The organism is Pseudofrankia sp. EUN1h, assembly GCF_001854645.1.
GTDB classification, from domain to species: Bacteria; Actinomycetota; Actinomycetes; order Frankiales; family Frankiaceae; genus Pseudofrankia; species Pseudofrankia saprophytica.
In genome coordinates, this window is record NZ_MBLN01000071.1 from 100,719 (window position 1) to 121,247 (window position 20,529).

Consider the following 20,529-nt stretch of genomic DNA (forward strand, 5'->3'; position numbering starts at 1 on the left):
CGAATGGCGCACAGGGGGTTTCCGTACCGCGACGAACAGGGTGCCTCCGCGGGCACGCGGACGTACGCTCAGGGCGAACGGCGACTTCCGCCACATTCGGGCCACGCCGTGACACTTCGCGGCGGAGACGACAGGACGGCGGGCACGCATGTCGATGATGTGCGCGGTGGCCTTCTCGCCCCGCGGGAAGCTTTACTACGCCGACCCGGGACAGCTGACACCGCGCGTCGGTGACCGGGTGCTCGTCCCCACCGACGACGGCCCCGAGGTCGCGACCTGCATGTGGGCGCCGCAGTGGGTGACCGAGGACATCGGCCACCTGCCGGTCCTCGTCGGGTTCGCGGACGACGACGACGTCGAGCGAGACCAGGCGTCCCGGCGGCGGCGTGCCCAGGCAAGGGTGGCGGCCAAGCGGCTGGTCCGGGAGCACGGCCTACCGATGAAGATCGTCGGGGTGGACCACGTCGGCGCGGCCGACACCTTCACGATCTACTTCACCGCCGACGGACGGGTGGACTTCCGTTCCCTCGTCCGCGAGCTGAACCGGACGCTGGACACTCGGGTTCTCCTGCGGCAGCTGTCGGCCAGGGACAGCGCGAAGCTGCAGGGCGGCATCGGCTCCTGTGGCCGGGAGCTGTGCTGCTCCACCTTTCTGACCGACTTCGAGCCGGTGAGCATCCGGATGGCCAAGGACCAGAACCTGGCGCTCAACCCGTTGAAGATCAGCGGAGCCTGTGGCCGGCTGATGTGCTGCCTGCGCTACGAGCATCCGCTGTACGAGGAGTTCGCCGCCGCGGTCCCCGCCGTGGGCGCCCGGGCGCGCACGCCCGATGGCCCCGGCAGGGTGATCAGCCACGACGTACCCCGCCAGCAGGTGGTGGTGGCGCTCGACGCCGGCGGTCGACGGGCCTGCGACCGCGCCGACGTCTGCGCCTCCCGCAAGGCCCACGAGTCCGTATATCCGGCCGCCGCGAGCTCCGGATGCGGTTCGGGCAGTGCACCCGCGGATGGAGATGGAGGCGGGAGCGGAAGCGTCGGCGCCGGCGCCGACGGCAGCGGCAGCGGCAGCGGCGCGCAGGGTGACCCCCCGGATCAGCAGGAGGAGTCGATCCCCGGTGCTCCTGGCGTCGACGATGTCCCCGGAACGTACCGGAGCGCGGCGGCCCCGGACGCCGTTACCCGGGACGCGGCCGGGTCCGCTGCCGGTTCGCGGCCGGACGGGGGGAGTCCTGAGTCACCGGCCAACGACGGCGGGCACCGCCGGATCCGCCGACGTGCCCGCTCTCGCCAGTCCGACTCGGACTGACGCGGGGCAATCCGGCTCTGACCAGGCGATCCAGCTCTGACCAGGCGATCCAGCTCTGACCAGGCGATCCAGCTCTGACCAGGCGATCCAGCTCTGACCAGGCGATCCAGCTCTGACCAGGCGATCCAGCTCTGACCAGGTGGAGCCCCCCACGCCAAAGCATGGGGGGCTCCACCTGGTCACGAGGTCAGATCACGGGTCGAAGCGGTAGCCCATGCCGCGCAGGGTGGTGACGAGCCGGCGCTGCGGCGGCCGGCCCTCGACCTTGGTCCGGACCCGCCGGACGTGCTCCGTCACGGTCGCGGGGTCCTGGAACCGGGTGCCCCAGACCTGTTCGAGCAGTTCCTCCCGGCTGAACACCCGGCGCGGATGCCGGGCCAGGAAGGCGAGCAGCTCGTACTCGCGGGCGGTCAGATCGATCCGTTCGCCGGCGACCGCGACCTCGCGGGCACGCAGGTCGATCGACACGTCGCCGTAGATCAGCGGCTCGTTGCCGTCGCCAGTACGCTGAGGCGGCGCTTCCACCGGCCGGCGGCGTAGTCGGGCGCGAACCCTGGCCACCAGCTCGCGCAGTGAGTAGGGCTTGACGACGTAGTCGTCGGCCCCAAGCTCGAGGCCGACCACCCGGTCGACCTCCTCGGCCCTGCCGGTGAGCATGATCACCGGCACTTCGCTCGTCTGCCGCAGGCGGCTCAGTACGGCGAAGCCGTCCATCCGTGGCATTGCCACGTCAAGCACAACCAGGTCGATCTCCGTCGTCTGGAACAAGCGGAGCGCGGTCTCGCCATCGGCCGCCTCCAGCACGCGGTATCCGAATCGCTCAAGACTGCGCGCGAGTGCGACGCGCGAGGCTTCGTCATCCTCCGCGACGAGCAGCGATGCCCCTCGCGTCGTGGTCGCAGCTGCTTCCCCGGTCATGGCGAAACCCTACGCAACCTCTCCGGTGCCACTGCGAGCGGGGTCGCATTTCACGGATTTCGGTCGACCTGCGACACCGCACCGACACATACACGTGACCAAGCCAAAGCTTTCCGTAACGGAGTCCCTACCCCATCCCGAGGCGCACATCAACCCGTCACCACACGATCCGGACATCCAACATCACAAACGACTCGCCGCGATCACCCGGACCGTGTCAGCGCCACCCGAACGACGCGCCACTCCCTTCGTCGCACCGGATCCGACCGATCAAGATTGGGATCGTTGGCGCGACGTCAGTACGAGCTCCGTACGACCTCCGCACGGCCTCAGGGCGACCTCGGACCGACAGCGGTGGGCCTGCCCGAGACCCCAACCAGCAGCGCCGTCCGCCAGCCACAAGATCACAGAAACTCGGCCGGGTCGCACACGTCGGCTACGTCATCCCATCTGGCATACTCGGACCCGCGCCAGCCTTCGCTGGACCACGCCGAAGTAGCTCAGTGGCAGAGCAATCGCCTCGTAAGCGATAGGTCGCGGGTTCAATCCCCGCCTTCGGCTCGCGCCGAGGTTGTCTGCTCGCTGCCTTTGGGCAGCTTCGCCCTGGGCCGTCATGTTGCTCCGGGGCCGAGCCCCGGACCCCGCGCCAAGGGGCTCCGCCCCTTGAAACCCTGGGCGCGGCAGGCTGGACCGGGCTCGGCGTCAAGACACCGGCATCGCGCCACACCTTCTTGCCTTTACCTCCTTCTTGCCTCTTCCTCCTTACCCGTACCGGGTTCGGCTCCCCCGCGCCACGCCGCCGCTTCGGCCGCCAGGATCCGGACCGGCTCTTGGGTGAGAGGTCGCATACGTACCTCGTACGCCGCGCGCATACGGCTGCGCGGCAGGACGTCGGGTCCCGGCCGTGCGCGTCACGTCCCGGGTCATCGAGGCGGGGCCGGAGGTCATCAGCCTCGCCGTCGGCACCGGCCAGTCGGCCATTTCCTCGGTGACCGCGCGGTCCGCGACGACATCTGGACCGGCGATTTCATTTCCCGGCCGGACACGGTCGCGAGGGGGATCGGCCGCCGGAAAGCGAGTGCTGGACGGACCATGCCCAGCGTGCTGAACCGAGGATGAACCGATCGGTGGCAGGCTGATAGTGGCCGGCCACAGGAAGTGATATGAGGAAGATCAAGCCGGTGGTTTGAACGCCGGCTGGTTCGCCGCTGGGCTGGCTAACACCGAAAGGTGCCATCACACCAGACGGAGGAACGGCCATGAAGACTACGTACCGCGCACCGGCTCTCCACGACGCCGGATCCTTCCGCGAGCGCACCCACGGAGTGTGGAGCTTCGGCGGCTGGGGCTGGGGTTGGGGCTGGGGCTGGGGCTGGGGCGGCGGCGGCTGGGGCTGGGGCGGCGGCGGCTGGGGCTGGGGCGGCGGCGGCTGGGGCTGGGGCTGGTAACCCACCCATCCCGCCGACCGCGTCGTCCCGACGCAACCCGTGGCGGTGGCCTGTCGGCCACCGCCACCTCTATCTCCGCGTATCTCCGCGGTCTTCACCCAGAGCCGCGCCCCATCGGCATTGCCGTCCGAGGAGATTCACCCGGCCTGCCGGCCCCAGCTGAACGCAGCGTAGTGAACCTGGAGTGAACCGCTAAGTGGCAGGCTGTTAGTGGTCGGTTACAGGTGGCGAGATTGATCGATCGGAACCGATGGTCACCACCGACGGGGTTCTACCCGGCCGGCCGCCGAAAGGCGACATCACCACAGACGGAGGAACCGCCATGAAGGCAACATATCGGGCGCCAGCCCTTCAGGACGTGGGGTCCTTCCGCGAGCGCACCCACGGCTTTGGCCTCTTCGGCTTCGGCTTCGGCGGCTGGGGCTGGGGCCACGGCTGGGGCTGGGGCTGGGGCGGCGGCTGGGGCCACGGCGGCGGCTGGGGCGGTTGGTGCTGACACCAACCCATCTGGCACCGCGTCACCCTGACGCATCCCTCTGGCGGTGGCCTGTCGGCCACCGCCACCTCTATCTGCGAGGTTCTTTCCTATGAAGATCGTCTGCGTCGGCGGCGGTCCGGCGGGGCTCTACTTCGCGATCCGCGCAAAGCTGCGGGATTCCCACCACGACATCACCGTCCTCGAACGCGACCGGCCAGGGGCGACCCACGGCTGGGGMGTCGTCTACTGGGAGCCGCTGCTGGATGTCCTGTTCCGGTCCGATCCGGTCAGCGCGCGCGAGCTGCGGGCGGCGTCGACCATGTGGCAAGGCCAGCGCGTCAGCGTCGGCGGCCCGCAGCCGGCCTACCTCCCGGGTTACGGCTACAGCATCCAACGCGCGACCCTGCTCGACCTGCTCGCGCGCCGGGCGGCCGAGTTGGGCGTCGACGTGCGATACCACCAGTATGTGGCCGACCAGGACGACCTGAACGCAATTGCGGCGGAAGCCGACCTGGTGGTGGCGGCAGACGGCGCGAACAGCCAGGTACGGCGGCTCGCCGGCCCGGACGCGTTCGGCACTCGGATCGAGGTCGGCGCCAACCAGTACATCTGGCTCGGCACGGACCGGCGGTTCGAGAACTTCATGTTCGCGTTCGAGCGCACGGAACCCGGCTGGGTCTGGTTCCACGCCTATCCGTCGGCCGCCGACATCAGTACCTGCATCGTCGAGTGTGCCCCCCAGACGTGGACCGACCTGGGTCTCGACCGGCTAAGCGATGCGGACGGCTGCCGACTCCTGGAAAGGATCTTCGACGGGCCTCTCGGCGGTCACCGGCTGCTCAGCGACTGCCATGGCCGGCCGRCACGCTGGCAGCAGTTCACCCACGTCGCCAATCGCTCCTGGTGCCACGAGAACATCGTGCTGCTGGGCGACGCCGCCCACACCACCCATTTCACCCTGGGTTCGGGCACCGCACTCGCGATCATGGATGCCATCATGCTCGACCGTTTCCTGCACAAGCACGCGGACGTCCCCGCGGCGCTGCGGGACTTCGACCAGTCCGGCCACGCGGCGCTCGGGCCCATGCAGGAGCGGGCTCGCATCAGCATGTCGTGGTTCGAGGGCGTGGACGGTCAGCTCGACCGGCTGAGCACCGCCACCCAGCCCATGGACGGCGAGCGCCCGTCCACCGGCGAGGCACCGGACCCGGTGGCGTTCGCGTTCAAGATGGCCACCCGCCAGGGTGACGAGACATCTCTGCGCTACCAGATACTGCGGGCGGCCCAGCTCCCGGCGGTGCGAGCGCTCGACCAGCACGCCGGCCGCGGCACGCGCTGGCTGCACGACAAGCGCCGCACACTGGTCACCCGGTAACGCGGCAACGCGGTCACCCGGTAACGCTCACGGAGCCGCGGCCGGCGCAGAGGCGGTGGCAGGCAGGAGGGCGGCGGAAAGGTGAAGGCCCCGGTGGTTCGAAGAAGAACCAGCCGGGGCCTCGCGATACGAGGTGGCGCCGAGTCAGGCGGACTTGGCCTCGTCCTTGGCCTCGCTGACGACCGGCTCCGCGTGCTCGGCCTCGTCGTCCTTCAGCCGCTCGATCGAGGCGAGGATCTCGCGCTCGGCGTCCGCACGGCCGACCCAGCTCGCGCCCTCGACCGACTTTCCGGGCTCAAGGTCCTTGTAGACCTCGAAGAAGTGCTGGATCTCCAGCCGGTCGAACTCCGGCAGGTGACGGATGTCACGCAGGTGCTCCTGGCGGATGTCCGCCACCGGCACGCACAGGACCTTGTCGTCCGGGCCCTTCTCGTCGGTCATCTGGAACATGCCGATCGTCCGGCAGCGCACCAGGCAGCCCGGGAAGGTGGGCTCCTCGAGCAGCACCAGCGCGTCCAGCGGGTCGCCGTCGCGGCCAAGCGTGCCCTCGATGAACCCGTAGTCGGACGGGTAGTGGGTGGAGGTGAACAGCATCCGGTCGAGCCGGATCCGCCCCGTGTGGTGATCCATCTCGTACTTGTTGCGCTGCCCCTTGGGGATCTCGATGGTCACGTCGAACTCGAGGTCCACGCCGCTCCCTGTCTCCTTCTGCTTTGGTCGCTCGGCCCTGGTGGGCCGGCTCGTCTCCATCGTCCCGGTCCAGGCCTCGCGGCCGGTACCGGCATCTCACCCGGATCGATCCCGGCGCCGGCCTGGCATCCGATCCGGTCTAGGTTCAGGGCGATCCGGTCTGGTTCAGGGCGATCCGCCCGCCAGGACGCGTCGCCGGTCGCTCCGGGTTCGTGAACCGCGTCCTCGTCCAGTGTCGGCGGACTTCCCACAGGCCGCAGCTCAGGCAATGTGGGCTATCCCACCCGGCGAGCCCTCGCCAGCTCGCGCCGGTCGTCGAGATGACCCCGCCGACACCCGATCGTCAACGCCGGCCCTGACGCCGCTACCTGACCACTCCCCCGAACGCATCGACCAACGCGGTCACCCACGTGGGCCGAGTACCGAAAACTCTCTCCAGCTACACCCTGCCCTGGCGGTCTACCGCGCCCTCCACCGATCCACGACGTCCTGCCCGGCTATCAGCCCCCGTCAGGCAAAACCCGACATCCGGGGCCTGGGAGTAGTCCCCCGGAGCAATATCGCGAACCCCGGGAAACTGGCCACGTCCAGGGAACACGCCTCGCCGCCAGCGCCTTAAGCTCGCCCCATGAACGGTGCTCGGGCCGGCGGCCTGACGGCGCTGGCCGGCGCGTTGCTCGCCGGGTCCCTGTCCGTCTCGCCCGCGCCGGTCGAGGCACCGACACCGACGGTACCGCGCGTCACCGCACCGGCCTTGGCCGGCCCGCGGACGGACAGCCCACTGCCCGACCAGGCCACACTGGCCGCTCGGCTTGCCGGCCCGCTGGGCGACCCTGCGCTGGGCAACCCCGCGGGGATCGTCGTCGACGCGCTGTCCGGCAAGGTGCTGTTCGACGTCAGGTCCACCGTACCGACCGCGCCGGCGTCGACGTTGAAGACCGCCGTCGCCACCGCCGCCCTGCGAACCTTCACTCCGGACACCCGGCTGACCACGCGGGTCGTCTACCTTCCGCCCGCCGGCGCGGCCACCGGCACCGCGGCCACCGGCACGGGCGCCGCCGGGACGGCGGGCACCGGGACGGCGAGCGGCGCGCCCCAGGCCGGCGGGACGCTCTGGCTCGTCGGCGCCGGCGACCCGACGCTGACCGCCGCGACCGGCCCCGCCGGCTATCCCGCGAGCGCCAGCGCCCGCCTGTCGGACCTCGCGGCACGAGTGCACGCCGCCGGGATCGCGTCGGTGGACCGGGTGATCGGGGACGGCAGCCTGTTCTCCGGGCCGAGGACGGCATCCGGCTGGAACGACACATACGTCACCGAAGGCAACGTCACGCCGGTCTCCGCGCTGGAGGTCGACGCGGGCCGTTCCCAGCCCGGTTCGACCGGGTCCCGCAGCCCGACCCCGGACGCGGCCGCCGCGGCCGCGTTCGCCAACGCGCTGCGAGGCGCCGGCGTGGCGGTCGGCTCGACCGGCACCGGGACCGCCGACCCGGCGGCCAGGACGGTCGCCACGGCGGACAGCCCGCCCATACCGATGCTGGTGGAGCGGATGCTGACCGACTCGGACAACGACCTGGCCGAATGCCTCGGCCGGCTCGTCGCCCACGCCCACGGTCAGCCTGCGACCTTCACGGGCGCGACGACCGCCGTCAGGCAGGTGCTGACCAGCCTGGGCGTCGACACCGCCGGGATGACGCTGGCCGACGTAAGCGGGCTGTCCGTCGACAACCTGATCATGCCGCGCACGGTGGTCGAGATCCTGCGGACCGCCACGCTGCCGAACCACCCCGAGCTGCGCACCCTGCTCACCGGCCTGCCGGTGGCGGGATTCTCCGGGACGCTCGGAGACCGATACGGTGGCGCGGACACGGCCGCGGCCGCCGGCGACGTCCGGGCCAAGACCGGCAGCCTCCGGATCGTCACCAGCCTGGCCGGGGAGCTCGTCGACCGGGACGGCCGGCTCCTCCTCTTCGGCTTCTTCGCGCCCGTCCAGGAGTCCCCCGCGGCCAAGGCGGCCCTCGACCGGGCCGCGGCGGCGCTCGCGTCCTGCTGCGCGCCGACCGGCACCGGCGGATTGCCCGCCGCGGCCGCCGGCCAGCCACCGGCCGCCCAGACCGCGGGAACGTCCGGCCCGTCCGGCTAGTCGTCGGCCGGATAGCGGCGACGGCCGGATCGCCCAGCCACCCAGCCGGTACCCGTTGGTGGAGAACGGGTCAGCAGGCATGATCGGATAGCGCTCACCGGGTACCCTGGCCTGGTGGATGCGCAGCCGGTGGACAGGCAGCCCGTCGACTGGGACCTGGCGGTGGCGACAGCGCGCAAGCTCGTCCGCCCGGGCCCACAGCTGACGCGGGCGGAAGCCGACGAGGTCGTGACCGAGCTACGCAGGCTCGCCGTCGAGGCTGAGCGGTACGTCGAGGACTACACACATCTGCGGCCGCCCGCCGCCGCGGTCACGCCCATCGCCGTCGTCGACCGGCCCGAGTGGGCCCGGTCCAACGTCGCCGGCCTACGAATGATCACGACGCCTCTCCTCGATCGCATCACCGACGCCGACCGCGGGTCGCTGTCGACCGCGGTCGGCCGCCGGGTGACCGGCGTACAGCTCGGCTCGGCGCTCGCCTACCTCGCGGGCAAGGTTCTGGGCCAGTACGAGGTGTTCCTGCCGCCCGAGGAATACGGGCCGACGCCCACCGTCGCCGCGGCTCACGACGGCGCCGTCGCGACCGACGGCACCGGCCCGGTGGGCCGGCTCAGCCTGGTCGCGCCGAACATCGCGCACGCCGAGCGGCAGCTCTCCGTCGTCCCCCGCGACTTCCGGCTGTGGGTGTGTCTGCACGAGCAGACGCACCGCAGCCAGTTCACCGCGGTGCCGTGGCTGCGGGCCCACCTCGAGTCCGAGATCGGCGCGTTCATCGAGGCGACCGACCTCGATCCGGACGCGCTCGCCGACCGGATGCGCTCGGCCGTCGCGGCGCTGCGCGGCGCCGTGCGCGACCGTGGCCAGGACGCCCCGAGCGTCGTCGAGGCGCTGCAGACCCCGGCTCAGCGCGCCGTGCTCGACCGGCTGCAGGCGCTGATGACCCTGCTCGAGGGACATGCCGACCAGGTGATGGACGCCGTCGGGCCCAAGGTGGTGCCGACCGTTTCCGACATCCGGTCGAAGTTCGACACCCGCCGCTCCGGCGGGTCGCCGCTGGACCGGTTCATCCGCCGGCTGCTCGGCCTGGACATGAAGCTGCGCCAGTACCGGCAGGGCGGCGCCTTCGTGCGCGCGGTGGTCGCCGAGGCCGGCGTCGACGGGTTCAACCTCGTCTGGCAGTCACCCGCCACGCTGCCCACCCAGGCCGAGATCGCCGACCCGGGTGCCTGGATGGCGCGTGTGCTCGGCAGCCGGCCGTCCATCTCCGCGTAGCCCCTGGAGCCGGGCCTCGGTCGAGGAAGCCCTGGGCCCAGGTCTCGCGCGGGCCAGGTCTCGCGCGGGTCGGGGCGGTCGGACACCTGGCTCGGAGCGGTCGGCTCGGAGGGGTCGGAGTAGTCAACGCCAGACGTGAGCGATGGGGGCAGTGGTAACCACCTCGGAACGGCGGATGTACCCACCGGGGTCACCCGCGCCCGCGGTGGCGGCGGTGCGGCTGGCGGTGCGGCACGGAGTCGCGGACCTGCCGCCGGGCGCGCTCGTGCTGGTCGCGTGTTCGGGCGGGCCCGACTCGTTGGCGCTCGCGGCCGCGACGGCGTTCGTCGCCCCCCGGCGGGCGCTGCGGGCGGGCCTGCTCACCGTCGACCATGGCTGGGATCCGGCGTCGGCCGCCCGCGCCGAGATGGTCGCGGGGCAGGGCAGAGGGTTACGCCTCGACCCGGTGGAGGTGCTGGTCGCGCCCTCGGCCCGCTCGGAGGGCGCGGCGCGCGACGCCCGGTGGGCGGCGCTGCTGGCCGCCGCCGACCGGCTGGGCGCCGCCGCGTTGCTGCTGGGCCACACCCTCGACGACCAGGCGGAGACCGTGCTGCTGCGGCTCGCCCGCGGCTCGGGCGCCCGGACGCTCGGGGCGATGAGCCCCCGGGATGGCCTGGTGCGGCGACCGCTGCTGCGCCTGCGCAGGGAGCAGACCAGCACGGCCTGCCGCGGCGAGGGCCTCGAGCCATGGGACGACCCGACGAACGCCGACGAGGCGTTCGCGCGCGCCCGGGTCCGGCACAGCCTGCTGCCGGCGTTGGAGGAGCAGCTGGGGCCGGGCATCGCCGAGGCGCTGGCCCGCAGCGCCGACCTGCTGCGCGCCGACGCGGAGGCACTGGACGCCCTCACCGACGACGCCTACGACCAGGTCACCGACACCGCGACCGGCACCGCGGACGTGCTCCCGAGCGCCGCTCTCCCGGCCAGTCTCGATCTCGACGTCGGCACGCTCGGCGCCCTGCCGAGCGCGCTGCGTACCCGGGTGCTGCGCCGGGCGGCGCTGACGCTCGGGGCGTCCGCGTCGGCGTTGCGCGCCGAGCACGTCTGGGCGATGGAGGAGCTGGTCACCCGTTGGCGCGGTCAGCAGCCCGTACCACTCCCGTCGGGCGTCACCGCCCGCCGCCGAGGTGACAGGATCGCCATGGTCGGACCTGGTAAGACCGGGTCCGGGCGCCGCGGGGCGGCGGATGGGGACTCGCGAGGCGCCGGCCCCATGGAGGCGGACCCGCGGTCATCGCCGCGCCGGCGCGTCGCCGGTCGGCCAGACGCCGAGGAGGGCCCGCAGGTGAGCCACGCTGACGTGAGTATGCCCGACTTCGACAACGCCCACCTGGACGAGGAGACGGCGCCGGCCCAGCCGACCCAGGCGACGTGGACGACCATGCCGGGCGTCGCGCCCGCGCTCGCCGGCGACATCGGCGAGGTGCTCGTCAGCGCCGACGAGATCGCGCAGCGCATTCGCGCGCTCGCTGCCCGGGTCGACGCCGACTATGCCGGCCGAGAGCTGCTGCTCGTCGGGGTGCTCAAGGGTGCCGTGATGGTGATGGCCGACCTTTCGCGGGCGCTGCGCACTCCGGTGACCATGGAATTCATGGCCGTGTCGTCCTATGGCTCGGCGACGTCGTCAAGCGGCGTGGTCCGCATCCTCAAGGACCTCGACCGTTCGATCGAGGGTCGGGATGTGCTCGTCGTCGAGGACATCATCGACTCGGGGTTGACGCTGTCCTGGCTGCTGAAGAACCTGCGGTCGCGGAACCCGGCGTCGCTCGAGGTGCTCGCGCTCTTTCGCAAGCCGGAAGCCATCACGGTCGACATCGATGTCCGCTATGTCGGTTTCGACATCCCGAGTGCGTTCGTGGTCGGTTATGGCCTCGACTATGGCGAGCACTACCGCACCCTGCCGTTCGTGGGAACCCTCACGCCGGAGGCCATCGCCCGCGGTCCGCGCGTCTGACCACGGCCCATGATCCGCTCCGCGCCGTGGAGTGAACCCGACCGCCTTTGACCGTGCGTATCAGCCTCGGCACCAGTGCTTCTGGCGCGCGGCGTCCGAGACCGGCGCGCGGCTTCGGGCACCGAGCGTCCGCCGCGCGACCGGAACACGGTGACGCGGCGGACCGTTGCTCACTTGTACGCACGGGTGACAGGCACGTGCCGGCGGTACCCTCGGCACAAGGGAATCCCGATCGAGGGCAGAACACACGTCAGGAGGGCGGAGTGCGCGTGTCCCGCGCTCCAGGCAGATGACTCCAAGAAGAATCTTCCGTGGCTGGGTGGTCCTGGCTCTCCTGGTCCTCCTTGTGATCTTCCTGACGACGAACGTTCTGTCGGGTCCCAAGGAGTACTCCAAGGCGGACCTGCACTCCATCCAGACCAAGATCACGGCTGGACAGGTCGAGAAGGCCACGATCCAGGACTCCAAGCAGATCATCCAGATCACGACCAAGGACAACAAGAAGTACGAGTCGAGCTACGTCACCGACCAGGCCGTCGTTCTCGCCAACCAGCTGAATGGCAAGAACGTCCCCTACGAGGTCAAGGTCGAGCGCAGCAACGTCCTGGTCTCACTGCTACTCAACCTGTTGCCGCTGGTCCTCGTGGTCGCGCTGTTCCTGTTCCTGATGAACCAGATGCAGGGCGGCGGCAACCGCGTCATGAACTTCGGCAAGTCCAAGGCCAAGCTGGTCAGCAAGGACACGCCGAAGACCACGTTCGCCGACGTCGCCGGTGCCGACGAGGCCCTCGAGGAGCTCCAGGAGATCAAGGAGTTCCTGGAGAACCCCGGGAAGTTCCAGGCGATCGGCGCAAAGATCCCCAAGGGCGTGCTCCTGTACGGCCCACCGGGTACCGGTAAGACCTTGCTGGCCCGCGCCGTCGCAGGCGAGGCGGGAGTGCCGTTCTACTCGATCTCGGGTTCCGACTTCGTCGAGATGTTCGTCGGTGTCGGCGCGAGCCGGGTCCGTGACCTGTTCGAGCAGGCCAAGGCCAACGCGCCCGCGATCATCTTCGTCGACGAGATCGACGCGGTCGGCCGCCACCGTGGCGCCGGCCTCGGCGGCGGCCACGACGAGCGGGAGCAGACCCTCAACCAGCTGCTCGTCGAGATGGACGGCTTCGACGTCAAGGGCGGCGTCATCCTGATCGCCGCGACGAACCGGCCCGACATCCTCGACCCGGCGCTGCTGCGTCCGGGCCGCTTCGACCGCCAGATCGTCGTCGACCGGCCGGACCTGCTGGGCCGCGAGGCGATCCTCAAGGTGCACGCCAAGGGCAAGCCGATCGGCGCGGACGTCGACCTGCTCGTCATCGCCCGGCGCACCCCCGGCTTCACCGGCGCGGACCTGGCGAACGTGCTCAACGAGGCGGCGCTGCTCGCCGCCCGCGGCGACCAGAAGGTGATCTCCTCGGCGCTGCTCGAGGAGTCCATCGACCGCGTGCTCGCCGGCCCGGAGCGCAAGACCCGGGCGATGAGCGACCGGGAGAAGAAGCGCATCGCCTACCACGAGGGTGGGCATGCGCTGGTGGCGCACGCGCTGCCGAACTCCGACCCGGTCCACAAGATCACGATTCTGCCGCGCGGTCGGGCTCTCGGCTACACCATGCAGCTCCCGCTGGAGGACAAGTACCTGTCCACCCGTTCGGAGATGCTGGACAAGCTGGCCGTGCTGCTCGGCGGCCGGACGGCGGAGGAGCTCGTCTTCCGCGAGCCGACCACCGGCGCGAGCGACGACATCGAGAAGGCGACCCAGATCGCCCGCGCGATGGTCACCCAGTACGGCATGAGTGACAAGCTCGGCGCGCTGAAGTTCGGTGGCGATTCGGGCGAGGTGTTCCTCGGCCGCGAGGTCGGCCATCAGCGCGACTACTCGGAGGCCGTCGCCGGCGAGATCGACAGCGAGGTGCGCAAGCTCATCGAAGCCGCGCACGACGAGGCGTGGGAGGTGCTCACCACCTACCGCGACGAGCTGGACGCGCTCGTGCTGCGGCTGATGGACACCGAGACCCTCAGCAAGGACGACGTCCTGGAGACGTTCGCCACCGTCCAGAAGCGACCGACCCGCGGCTACTACACAGGAGTCGGCAGGCGGGTACCGTCGGACCGTCCACCCGTGCAGACCCCCGCTGAGCTGGGCCTCGGCACCACGGATGTGGCCGACCTCGTCCATGGCGGGGGCAACGGCCACACCGGCAGCCGGCCACGCGACAACGGCGGTRCCCGCACGGCCGGTGGCCACGATGTGAACGGCGGCGGCAACGGGAACGGCTCTGGTGGCCTGACCAAGCCGGCGGGCTCGGTGACCGACCCGGGCCAGGGTCACCACGACTCTGGCTCCGGTCCGGGCACCGGGCCGATGGGCGGGTCCACCGGCCCGGCCGGGCCGCCGGGCACACCCCCGCCGGATGCTCCGCGGATCTCCAACCCGTGGGCGCCGCCGGTGTGGCCGAACGACGACGAAGGGAAACGCCGTTGACGTCCGAGACCGACCAGGTAGTCCGGCCCACCCACCTCGACGCACCCGCTGGGCTGGCGGGCGGGGTGAGCGGATCAGAGACTAGATCCGGGTCAGGTTCCGGCGCCGCGGTCGCGGCCTTCCGGCCCGGCAACGGTCGGCTACGCCCGTTCGACCACGACAGGGTCGCCGCGGCCGTGCGTGAGCTGCTGATCGGCATCGGGGAGGACCCGGACCGTGAAGGGCTGCGCAAGACGCCGGACCGGGTCGCCCGGGCCTACGCGGAGGCGGTCGAGGGCCTGGGCCGGGACCCGGTCGACGTCCTGACCACGGTCTTCGACGAGGGCCACGACGAGATGGTGCTGGTGCGCGACATCGACTTTTCGTCGCTGTGCGAGCACCACCTCGTCGTCTTCTCGGGCAAGGCGCACGTCGCCTACATTCCCAACGAGAACGGTCAGATCACCGGGTTGTCCAAGCTTGCCCGGCTCGTCGATCTGTACGCCCGCCGGCCGCAGGTGCAGGAGCGGCTGACGTCGCAGATCGCCGACGCTCTGGTCGACGTGCTCAAGCCACGCGGCGTGATGGTGGTCGTCGAGGCGGAGCACCTGTGCATGTCGATGCGTGGCGTGCGCAAGCCGGGCGCCAGCACGGTGACGTCCGCGGTCCGGGGCCAGTTCCTGAGCCCGGCGACCCGTAGCGAGGGCATGTCTCTCATCCTCAGCCACCGCTAGCGGCGGCTACCCGACCGACGGCGGCGGGGCCCGGGGCGCTTGCCCCGGGCCCCGCCGCCGTTTTCGGCCGTCCGGCGCCTCGGCCTGCCGGCTCGCCGGCGAGGTCCAGCTCGCCGTCGCCGGCAAGCGGGCAAGCCGCTCCGAGCGTCGCTACAGGCGGCAGGCCTGGATGGCGGAGACGAGGATGCCGCGGGCACCCAGCTCCCAAAGGTCATCCATCGTGCGGTTGACCTCGTCCTTCGGCACCATCGCCCGCACCGCGACCCAGCCCTCGCGCTGCAGCGGCGAGATCGTCGGCGACTCGTAGCCCGGCGTGATCTCGCAGGCCTTCTCGAGCACCACCACCGGCGCGTCGTAGTCCATCATCACGTACTGGCGGGCGACCAGGACACCCTGCACGCGACGCAGCAGCTTCTCGTGCGACGGCGACAGTTCCGTGCCCTGCTTGGCAATCATGATGGCCTGCGACTGCATCACCGACTCACCGATCAGCTCGAGGCCCGCGGCGCGCAGCGTGCGGCCGGTCTCGACGACGTCCGCGATGGCATCGGCGACACCCAGCCGCACGGCCGTCTCGACGGCGCCGTCGAGGGTGACGACCTCGGCCCGCAGGCCGCGGGCCGCGAAGTCGGTGCGGACGAGCTCAGGGAACGAGGTCGCGATCCTGGCGCCGTCCAGCTGGGCCACGTCGGTGATGGCGCCCTTCGGCGCCGCGTAGTGGAACGACGAGTGCCCGAAGTCGAGCGCGACCAGCTCCAGCGCGGCGACGCCGCTGTCCTGCAGCAGGTCACGGCCGGTAATACCGACATCTAGCCGCCCGGAGCCGACGTAGACCGCGATATCGCGCGGCCGCAGGAAGAAGAACTCGATGTCGTTCTCAAGGTCGGCGACGACAAGCTCGGCGCCCTCGCGCTTCGCCAGGTAGCCGGCGTCGCAGAGCAGTTGGCTGGAGGCGGCGGAGAGCGCGCCCTTGTTCGGTACCGCGATACGCAGCATGATCATTCCATCGAGGCTGGCCGTGGCGGGGTCCGGAACTCACGGCGGATCGGGCTCACAGCGGGTCGGGGGCTCACAGGGGCTCTTCGAGGCGCGCGACATCGTCCCGCGCACCGGTCAACGCCCGCGCCACTCCAAGGGCACGCGAGCCCCGAGGCGCGGGCTACAGATGGGAGTAGACGTCCGCCGGGGTCAGACCCCGCGAGATCATCATGAGCTGAATCCAGTAGACCAGCTGGGAGAGCTCCTCGGCGGCTCGCTCACGGCTCTCATGCTCCGCCGCCATCCAGCTTTCCGCGGCTTCCTCGACCAGTTTCTTGCCGATGTGGTGCACACCCGCCTCGAGGGCGGCCACGGACCCGGACCCCGGCGCCTTCTGCTCCCACTTCCCGGAGAGCTCGCCGTACAGCTCGTCGAAGCTCTTCACAGCCGGCAGTCCTCCAGAGCGACGGCACGCACCCGCCGGCCTCGCGCCAGACCCCCGCCGATCCGACGGGAACCCTGGGCGCTCCGGGCACCGACAGACCTCATGAACCGCATGTTACCCGGCTGACGCTCCCGACTCGCCGCGGCACGATCTTCACCGGTAACCCCGGGCGACCGGCGTGGTGCGACGACCGGCGCGGAACGGCGCGCCGGCGCCGAGAGGGCCGCCCGCGACCAGCAGCGGCGGCAGGGGCGGCGGCAGCGGCCGGAGAGCACGGCGATTCACCCGGCTGGACCACAGGTGCCCGCGGGAACGGGTACTTCCTCCCGGTTGACAGGGATCTGACGCCGGTATGAGCGTCGTGACCATGGTATGGACCGCCGCACGCTGGTTGACTGAGTCGCTGTGTCCCCTCCCGCGATAGTTGCCACTGATCTGGATGGAACACTGATCCGATCGGACGGCACGGTGTCGGAGCGCACCCGCCGTGCGCTGCGCCGGGTCCGCGAGCACGGCGGATCGGTCGTGTTCGTCACCGGACGGCCAATCCGGGTCATGGCGGACGTCGTCGCCAAGACCTCCGTCGCCGGCATCGCCGTCTGCGCGAACGGGGCACTCGTCTACGACCTCGACACCAACATCATGATCAACCAGAGTGGGCTGGATCCGGACGCCGCCCTCCGACTGGCGCTGGCGATCCGCGAGATCGTGCCGGAGGCTGCATTCGCCGTCGAGAGCGGGATCAAGTTCGGCCGCGAGCCACTCTTCTTGACGATGTGGCCGGATCCGGACGAGCTCGTCGCCGATGTGACCGACCTGCTGGTCACGCTGCCGCCAGCCAAGCTGCTGGTGCGGCGCGGCGGTGAGTCGCTCGCCGATGTCTACGAGAAGATCGTGGCCTTGGCCGGCGGGGAGGCCATGGTCACCCGGTCGACCGAGACGCTGGTCGAGATCGCCGGGGCAGGTGTCTCCAAGGCCGTCGCGCTCGCCCAGGTGGCCGCCAAACGCGGCGTGACCGCCGACGACGTCGTCGCCTTCGGCGACATGCTCAACGACCTGCCCATGCTCGCCTGGGCTGGCCACGCCGTCGCCGTCGCCAACGCCCACCCCGACGTCCTGGCCGCCGCCGACGAAATCACCGCCTCCAACGACAACGACGGCGTAGCCCTCGTCCTGGAACGCCTTTTCGCCTGACCGCCAGGACGTGAGCGCGGGTACAGCAGGCGAAGCCGCTCGACAGCGCAGGCCGGACCGGCGCACGCCGAAGGTCAGTCCAGCCTGGGAAGCGCAAGCGCGGCGTACATGTGCTTATGCCGCTCCAGCACGTCAGTGAGATCGGCATCGGCGATCTCACGGTAGCTTTCGAAGAAGTGGGTGTAAAAGTCGACGCTGCGGCGGTCCTGAGAGACCGTGGCGTCGAGTGACTCGGTAATCACCATGTCATCGTCGAACAGATGGAAACCGTGGATCGGGGGGATGCCGAGCTGCGCCGTGGCGGGTACCACCCGCACGGTCACGTTGGGCAGTTTGGCCACCTGCTCGATCCGGTCCACCTGCGCCAGCATGTATCCAGGCGTGACAAAACGGTTACTGAGCACGCTCTCCATGATGATGAACTCGAACGTCTTGGCGCGGTCGTAGAGACGTTCCTGGCGCTGCGCGCGCAGGGTGACCATCGCCGCGGTGTCGGCCCACTTCGACTGGTCCTCACCGATGTCGACGGCGTGAAAGGCATTGATCACCCGGCGCGTGTACTCGCTGATCTGCATCAGCCCGGGAATCGCGATGGRCTCGAAGTTCCGGATCAGCTGGGCGCGCCCCTCGGCCTCGGCGTAGTCGTGCTGGTTCGCCGGTCCGCGGCGCGGTCCTCGCGGCCTGGCACCGGCGGTCTGGACCTGTGTCGCCAGCGCGACGAACTCATGCAGCTCGTCCTTGGAGCCGTCAAGAGCCAGGACGATCTTCTCGACATCGAGCAGGCTGGGCTTCAGCACGCCCCGTTCGATCTTGGAGATCTTGGCCTGACTGACTCCGACGGCCTGCCCGAGGGCTTCGCCGGTCATTCCCTTGCGCCGGCGAAGCCCATGGAGCGCACGGCCAAGCTCCTCGGCCAGCGGTGCGGACGAGGAGCTTGGCTCGGCACTCAGCGACGGACCGAACCCCACCTCGTCCGTCACGACTGACCTCCGCTCGAACGCGAGACCATCACCCCGGGCCGGAACCCGCTCGGTCAKGCCAACTAACGCCCATCCCAGTCTGGCAGGCTGCGCGCCGCCCGGATCAGGAGGTCACGTGGAATCTGCACTCTAGCCTCACCGTCCGGCACCTCGTCGGCAGTGCGCGGCGCCGGCACGACGTACCCCTGGACCACGACCGAGCCGTCGGGCGCCTCGAACACCCCGGGACAGGTGGACGACCCACAACTGGTTTGCGCGAGCGGAACGAGCTCCATTGCCCCTACTCCCTCCGCGGCTTCAACATCATATACCCGCCGACGGACTATGAAAGAGTCGATACTAGGAATCTTGCGAGGGCAGGATTGGGCGCCCCCCAGGGGGGAATACTAGGCCGGCCGCCGCGATCCGCCACTCAGTGCCCCTCGTCGGCACGCCGCCGATCGGCGCGGCGGAACGCTGGAACGTCCCGCCGCGCACTAGAAATCACCTTCGGGCAGCCTGAGGCACGCTCGGCGCCCCATGTCATGGCAACTCCCGCTTGGCGGTGGCCCAGCACCGCTGGCCGACTGGCGCTCGTTGGCCCACCAAACTTGCGCCGGAGCCGGCGTCGACATGTTCCAATCAAGAGAGAAGGTTCCGTCGGCCGGCAGGAGGATCCTCCACCGGCCGCGCCCTCGCGCCGACGACATCTGCGAGAGCGCGGGACCCGCACAGAGAGGCCAGCCTCGATGCGACTGACTCCTTTGACGGCGAGCTGCCCCAGCGGCTCGTGTCCCCAGGTCTACGCCACTGACAGCGGCACAATCGTGGTCCAGGGTGTTCTGTTGGACGCCAGCGCGCTCGACGTCCGCACCTCGACTGGTGAGGTGCTGGTCGAGATTCCCAGCGAGTTGTTCCGGGCRGCGGCCGACGCGGCCCTCGACGGGGTCGACTAGGGCGAGCGCCACGCAGCCAGGTCCTGAGGCCGGGGCCGACGTCCGGGCCGCGATCACCGTCAGGTGTGTCGTGGGCGCGGCCCAGCCGCCGACGACCAGCCAAGACGTCCGGGGACCGGGCGGCCGGCGAACCGGTGATGACCTCTGGGAAGACACAAGTATTCACACCGGCCCGATACACATTAAGATCATGGACTATATTCATCCATAGGCCTTGTGGTGACGCCGGCAGTCGTCTACCTTCTGATCAGGACCTGTTCGACCTACCGGTCGACAGCCCGTCAGGCAGGAGGTGCGTCGGAATATGTCGCGCGCAGGGGGCTCTTACCACGGATTCCTTAGTAGTACCTGGCCAGGGTATCGGGGGTCGTTCGACGCTCGCCATACCAGGTCTGGGTTTGCGGGCAAAGGCGCCCGACTGGACGTGATCGCGTGTCCATGTTGACAAGCTGCTATCTGACCGCCACTGGCACCAACTGTCAGCAACTCCAGGTCCGGTTGTCCTGGCTAGTTCGCGAGTTCACTCGGTACACGGATACTCGATCGCATCGAGCGGCCCGACTGGACATCCGATCGGAACGCGCCTGCTGGATGGCCGACGCACTCTTTGACGCAATCCGTCTTTTCCTCGACCAGGACGAGATCGGCTCGAAGCGCGCGCTCGTCACCGCGGTTCGCCAAGCGGAAGACCGCTGGGAGGCAGTTTGCGTCGAGCTGAGCCGCGAGGAGACCGCCCGGGCCGACATGCGGCCCGACGGACCCGTATTCGTCCCTGAACTCGCCCGCCGGCGCATCTTGCCGGCGCAGCGCACCAGCGCGGGTCGTCACTCGGGGGCATTCCTCTACCGCGCCGCGCGGCCACGAACTGACGATCGACAGCTCACCCGCCACGGGTGACCCAGACAGCCTCGGCCCGGGCCACCCTCGGGGGGTGGCCCGGCCGAGGCGCCTCGTTGGGCGCATCGACCGGGTTAGGTCCGCCCCTGATTACCCACGCCAGTGGGAGCCGACCAGCGGGTCATGGCGACCATGCCAGCCGCGGCAACGGTGCCAGCGGGCCTGTGGCGGTCCTGTTACCGGGGGCCGCCACAGGCGGGGGCACCTCCGCGCCGATCAGCAACCACCCGCGAGACCGAAATGGGCCAG

16 protein-coding genes and 1 tRNA gene are annotated in these 20,529 nt (G+C 70.4%); 12 read left to right on the forward strand and 5 right to left on the reverse strand.

All coding sequences use genetic code 11. The annotated features are described in order from the left end of the window. The first annotated feature begins 148 nt into the window (after nt 1-148). Nucleotides 149-1,306 (forward strand): PSP1 domain-containing protein, encoded by a 1,158-nt coding sequence (gene ricT / locus BCD49_RS27515; RefSeq protein ID WP_007516563.1) that lies wholly within the window; start codon nt 149-151, stop codon nt 1,304-1,306. Nucleotides 1,307-1,498: 192 nt separating this feature from the next. Here the strand turns inward: ricT and BCD49_RS27520 are convergent, their stop codons facing one another. Continuing rightward, nucleotides 1,499-2,224 carry a response regulator transcription factor gene (locus BCD49_RS27520; protein ID WP_007516561.1) on the reverse strand — a complete coding sequence of 242 codons (726 nt, stop codon included), beginning with the start codon at nt 2,222-2,224 and terminating at the stop codon, nt 1,499-1,501. A 489-nt stretch (nt 2,225-2,713) separates the two neighbouring features. Here BCD49_RS27520 and BCD49_RS27525 point away from each other — a divergent pair. The 4 genes from BCD49_RS27525 to BCD49_RS27540 all read left to right on the forward strand — a co-directional run bounded on the left by BCD49_RS27525 (nt 2,714) and on the right by BCD49_RS27540 (nt 5,525). Further along, nucleotides 2,714-2,785, forward strand: a tRNA-Thr gene (locus BCD49_RS27525). A 698-nt stretch (nt 2,786-3,483) separates the two neighbouring features. After that, nucleotides 3,484-3,672, forward strand: a complete 189-nt coding sequence (locus BCD49_RS44320; protein ID WP_071042057.1) for a keywimysin-related RiPP — start codon at nt 3,484-3,486, stop codon at nt 3,670-3,672. Between the two features lie 322 nt (nt 3,673-3,994). Further along, on the forward strand, nt 3,995-4,168 hold the full coding sequence (locus BCD49_RS27535) for a lasso RiPP family leader peptide-containing protein (protein ID WP_007516558.1): 174 nt from the start codon (nt 3,995-3,997) through the stop codon (nt 4,166-4,168). A 91-nt stretch (nt 4,169-4,259) separates the two neighbouring features. Then, entirely contained in the window at nt 4,260-5,525 is a 1,266-nt protein-coding gene (locus tag BCD49_RS27540; RefSeq protein WP_071042058.1) for an FAD-dependent monooxygenase, read from the forward strand. Nucleotides 5,526-5,669: 144 nt separating this feature from the next. On the opposite strand, the gene BCD49_RS27545 is transcribed toward BCD49_RS27540, so the two are convergent. Then, nucleotides 5,670-6,215 (reverse strand): inorganic diphosphatase, encoded by a 546-nt coding sequence (locus tag BCD49_RS27545; RefSeq protein ID WP_027140358.1) that lies wholly within the window; start codon nt 6,213-6,215, stop codon nt 5,670-5,672. A 628-nt stretch (nt 6,216-6,843) separates the two neighbouring features. On the opposite strand from BCD49_RS27545, the gene dacB reads away from it, so the two are divergent. The 5 genes from dacB (at nt 6,844) to folE (ending at nt 14,851) form a co-directional block, all read left to right on the forward strand. After that, entirely contained in the window at nt 6,844-8,355 is a 1,512-nt protein-coding gene (gene dacB / locus BCD49_RS27550; protein ID WP_007516552.1) for a D-alanyl-D-alanine carboxypeptidase/D-alanyl-D-alanine endopeptidase, read from the forward strand. Between the two features lie 129 nt (nt 8,356-8,484). Further along, a complete protein-coding gene (locus tag BCD49_RS27555) occupies nt 8,485-9,627 on the forward strand; it encodes a zinc-dependent metalloprotease (protein WP_007516550.1) in 1,143 nt (380 codons plus the stop codon). Between the two features lie 175 nt (nt 9,628-9,802). Continuing rightward, nucleotides 9,803-11,620 (forward strand): hypoxanthine phosphoribosyltransferase, encoded by a 1,818-nt coding sequence (gene hpt / locus BCD49_RS27560; protein WP_007516548.1) that lies wholly within the window; start codon nt 9,803-9,805, stop codon nt 11,618-11,620. Between the two features lie 289 nt (nt 11,621-11,909). After that, nucleotides 11,910-14,138, forward strand: a complete 2,229-nt coding sequence (ftsH, locus tag BCD49_RS27565) for an ATP-dependent zinc metalloprotease FtsH (RefSeq protein ID WP_071042059.1) — start codon at nt 11,910-11,912, stop codon at nt 14,136-14,138. Then, nucleotides 14,135-14,851 (forward strand): GTP cyclohydrolase I FolE, encoded by a 717-nt coding sequence (gene folE / locus BCD49_RS27570; RefSeq protein ID WP_007516544.1) that lies wholly within the window; start codon nt 14,135-14,137, stop codon nt 14,849-14,851. Before ftsH ends, folE begins: the two co-directional genes overlap by 4 nt. 150 nt (nt 14,852-15,001) lie before the next feature. Here the strand turns inward: folE and hisG are convergent, their stop codons facing one another. Together hisG and BCD49_RS27580 are read right to left on the reverse strand one after the other, a co-directional pair. Beyond that, nucleotides 15,002-15,847: an ATP phosphoribosyltransferase gene (hisG, locus tag BCD49_RS27575; protein ID WP_007516542.1), complete on the reverse strand. Its 846-nt coding sequence runs from the start codon at nt 15,845-15,847 to the stop codon at nt 15,002-15,004. A gap of 163 nt (nt 15,848-16,010) precedes the next feature. Next, nucleotides 16,011-16,274, reverse strand: coding sequence for a phosphoribosyl-ATP diphosphatase (locus BCD49_RS27580; RefSeq protein ID WP_007516540.1), 264 nt, complete (start codon nt 16,272-16,274; stop codon nt 16,011-16,013). A 405-nt stretch (nt 16,275-16,679) separates the two neighbouring features. Here BCD49_RS27580 and BCD49_RS27585 point away from each other — a divergent pair, with 405 nt between their 5' ends. Continuing rightward, nucleotides 16,680-17,468 (forward strand): HAD family hydrolase, encoded by a 789-nt coding sequence (locus BCD49_RS27585; protein ID WP_027140357.1) that lies wholly within the window; start codon nt 16,680-16,682, stop codon nt 17,466-17,468. A 74-nt stretch (nt 17,469-17,542) separates the two neighbouring features. Here the strand turns inward: BCD49_RS27585 and BCD49_RS27590 are convergent, their stop codons facing one another. Further along, nucleotides 17,543-18,448 (reverse strand): helix-turn-helix domain-containing protein, encoded by a 906-nt coding sequence (locus tag BCD49_RS27590; protein ID WP_083401726.1) that lies wholly within the window; start codon nt 18,446-18,448, stop codon nt 17,543-17,545. Nucleotides 18,449-19,974: 1,526 nt separating this feature from the next. Between BCD49_RS27590 and BCD49_RS27600 the strand changes: the two genes are divergently transcribed. Further along, nucleotides 19,975-20,280, forward strand: a complete 306-nt coding sequence (locus tag BCD49_RS27600) for a hypothetical protein (protein WP_007516533.1) — start codon at nt 19,975-19,977, stop codon at nt 20,278-20,280. The last annotated feature ends 249 nt before the right edge of the window (nt 20,281-20,529 follow it).

Bases quoted from the DNA above. Each gene is read 5' to 3' on its own strand.
- ricT (WP_007516563.1), top strand. From the start codon at position 149: ATGTCGATGATGTGCGCGGTGGCCTTCTCGCCCCGCGGGAAGCTTTAC.
- BCD49_RS27520 (WP_007516561.1), bottom strand. From the start codon at position 2,224: ATGACCGGGGAAGCAGCTGCGACCACGACGCGAGGGGCATCGCTGCTC.
- BCD49_RS44320 (WP_071042057.1), top strand. From the start codon at position 3,484: ATGAAGACTACGTACCGCGCACCGGCTCTCCACGACGCCGGATCCTTC.
- BCD49_RS27535 (WP_007516558.1), top strand. From the start codon at position 3,995: ATGAAGGCAACATATCGGGCGCCAGCCCTTCAGGACGTGGGGTCCTTC.
- dacB (WP_007516552.1), top strand. From the start codon at position 6,844: ATGAACGGTGCTCGGGCCGGCGGCCTGACGGCGCTGGCCGGCGCGTTG.
- hpt (WP_007516548.1), top strand. From the start codon at position 9,803: ATGTACCCACCGGGGTCACCCGCGCCCGCGGTGGCGGCGGTGCGGCTG.
- hisG (WP_007516542.1), bottom strand. From the start codon at position 15,847: ATGCTGCGTATCGCGGTACCGAACAAGGGCGCGCTCTCCGCCGCCTCC.
- BCD49_RS27600 (WP_007516533.1), top strand. From the start codon at position 19,975: ATGGCCGACGCACTCTTTGACGCAATCCGTCTTTTCCTCGACCAGGAC.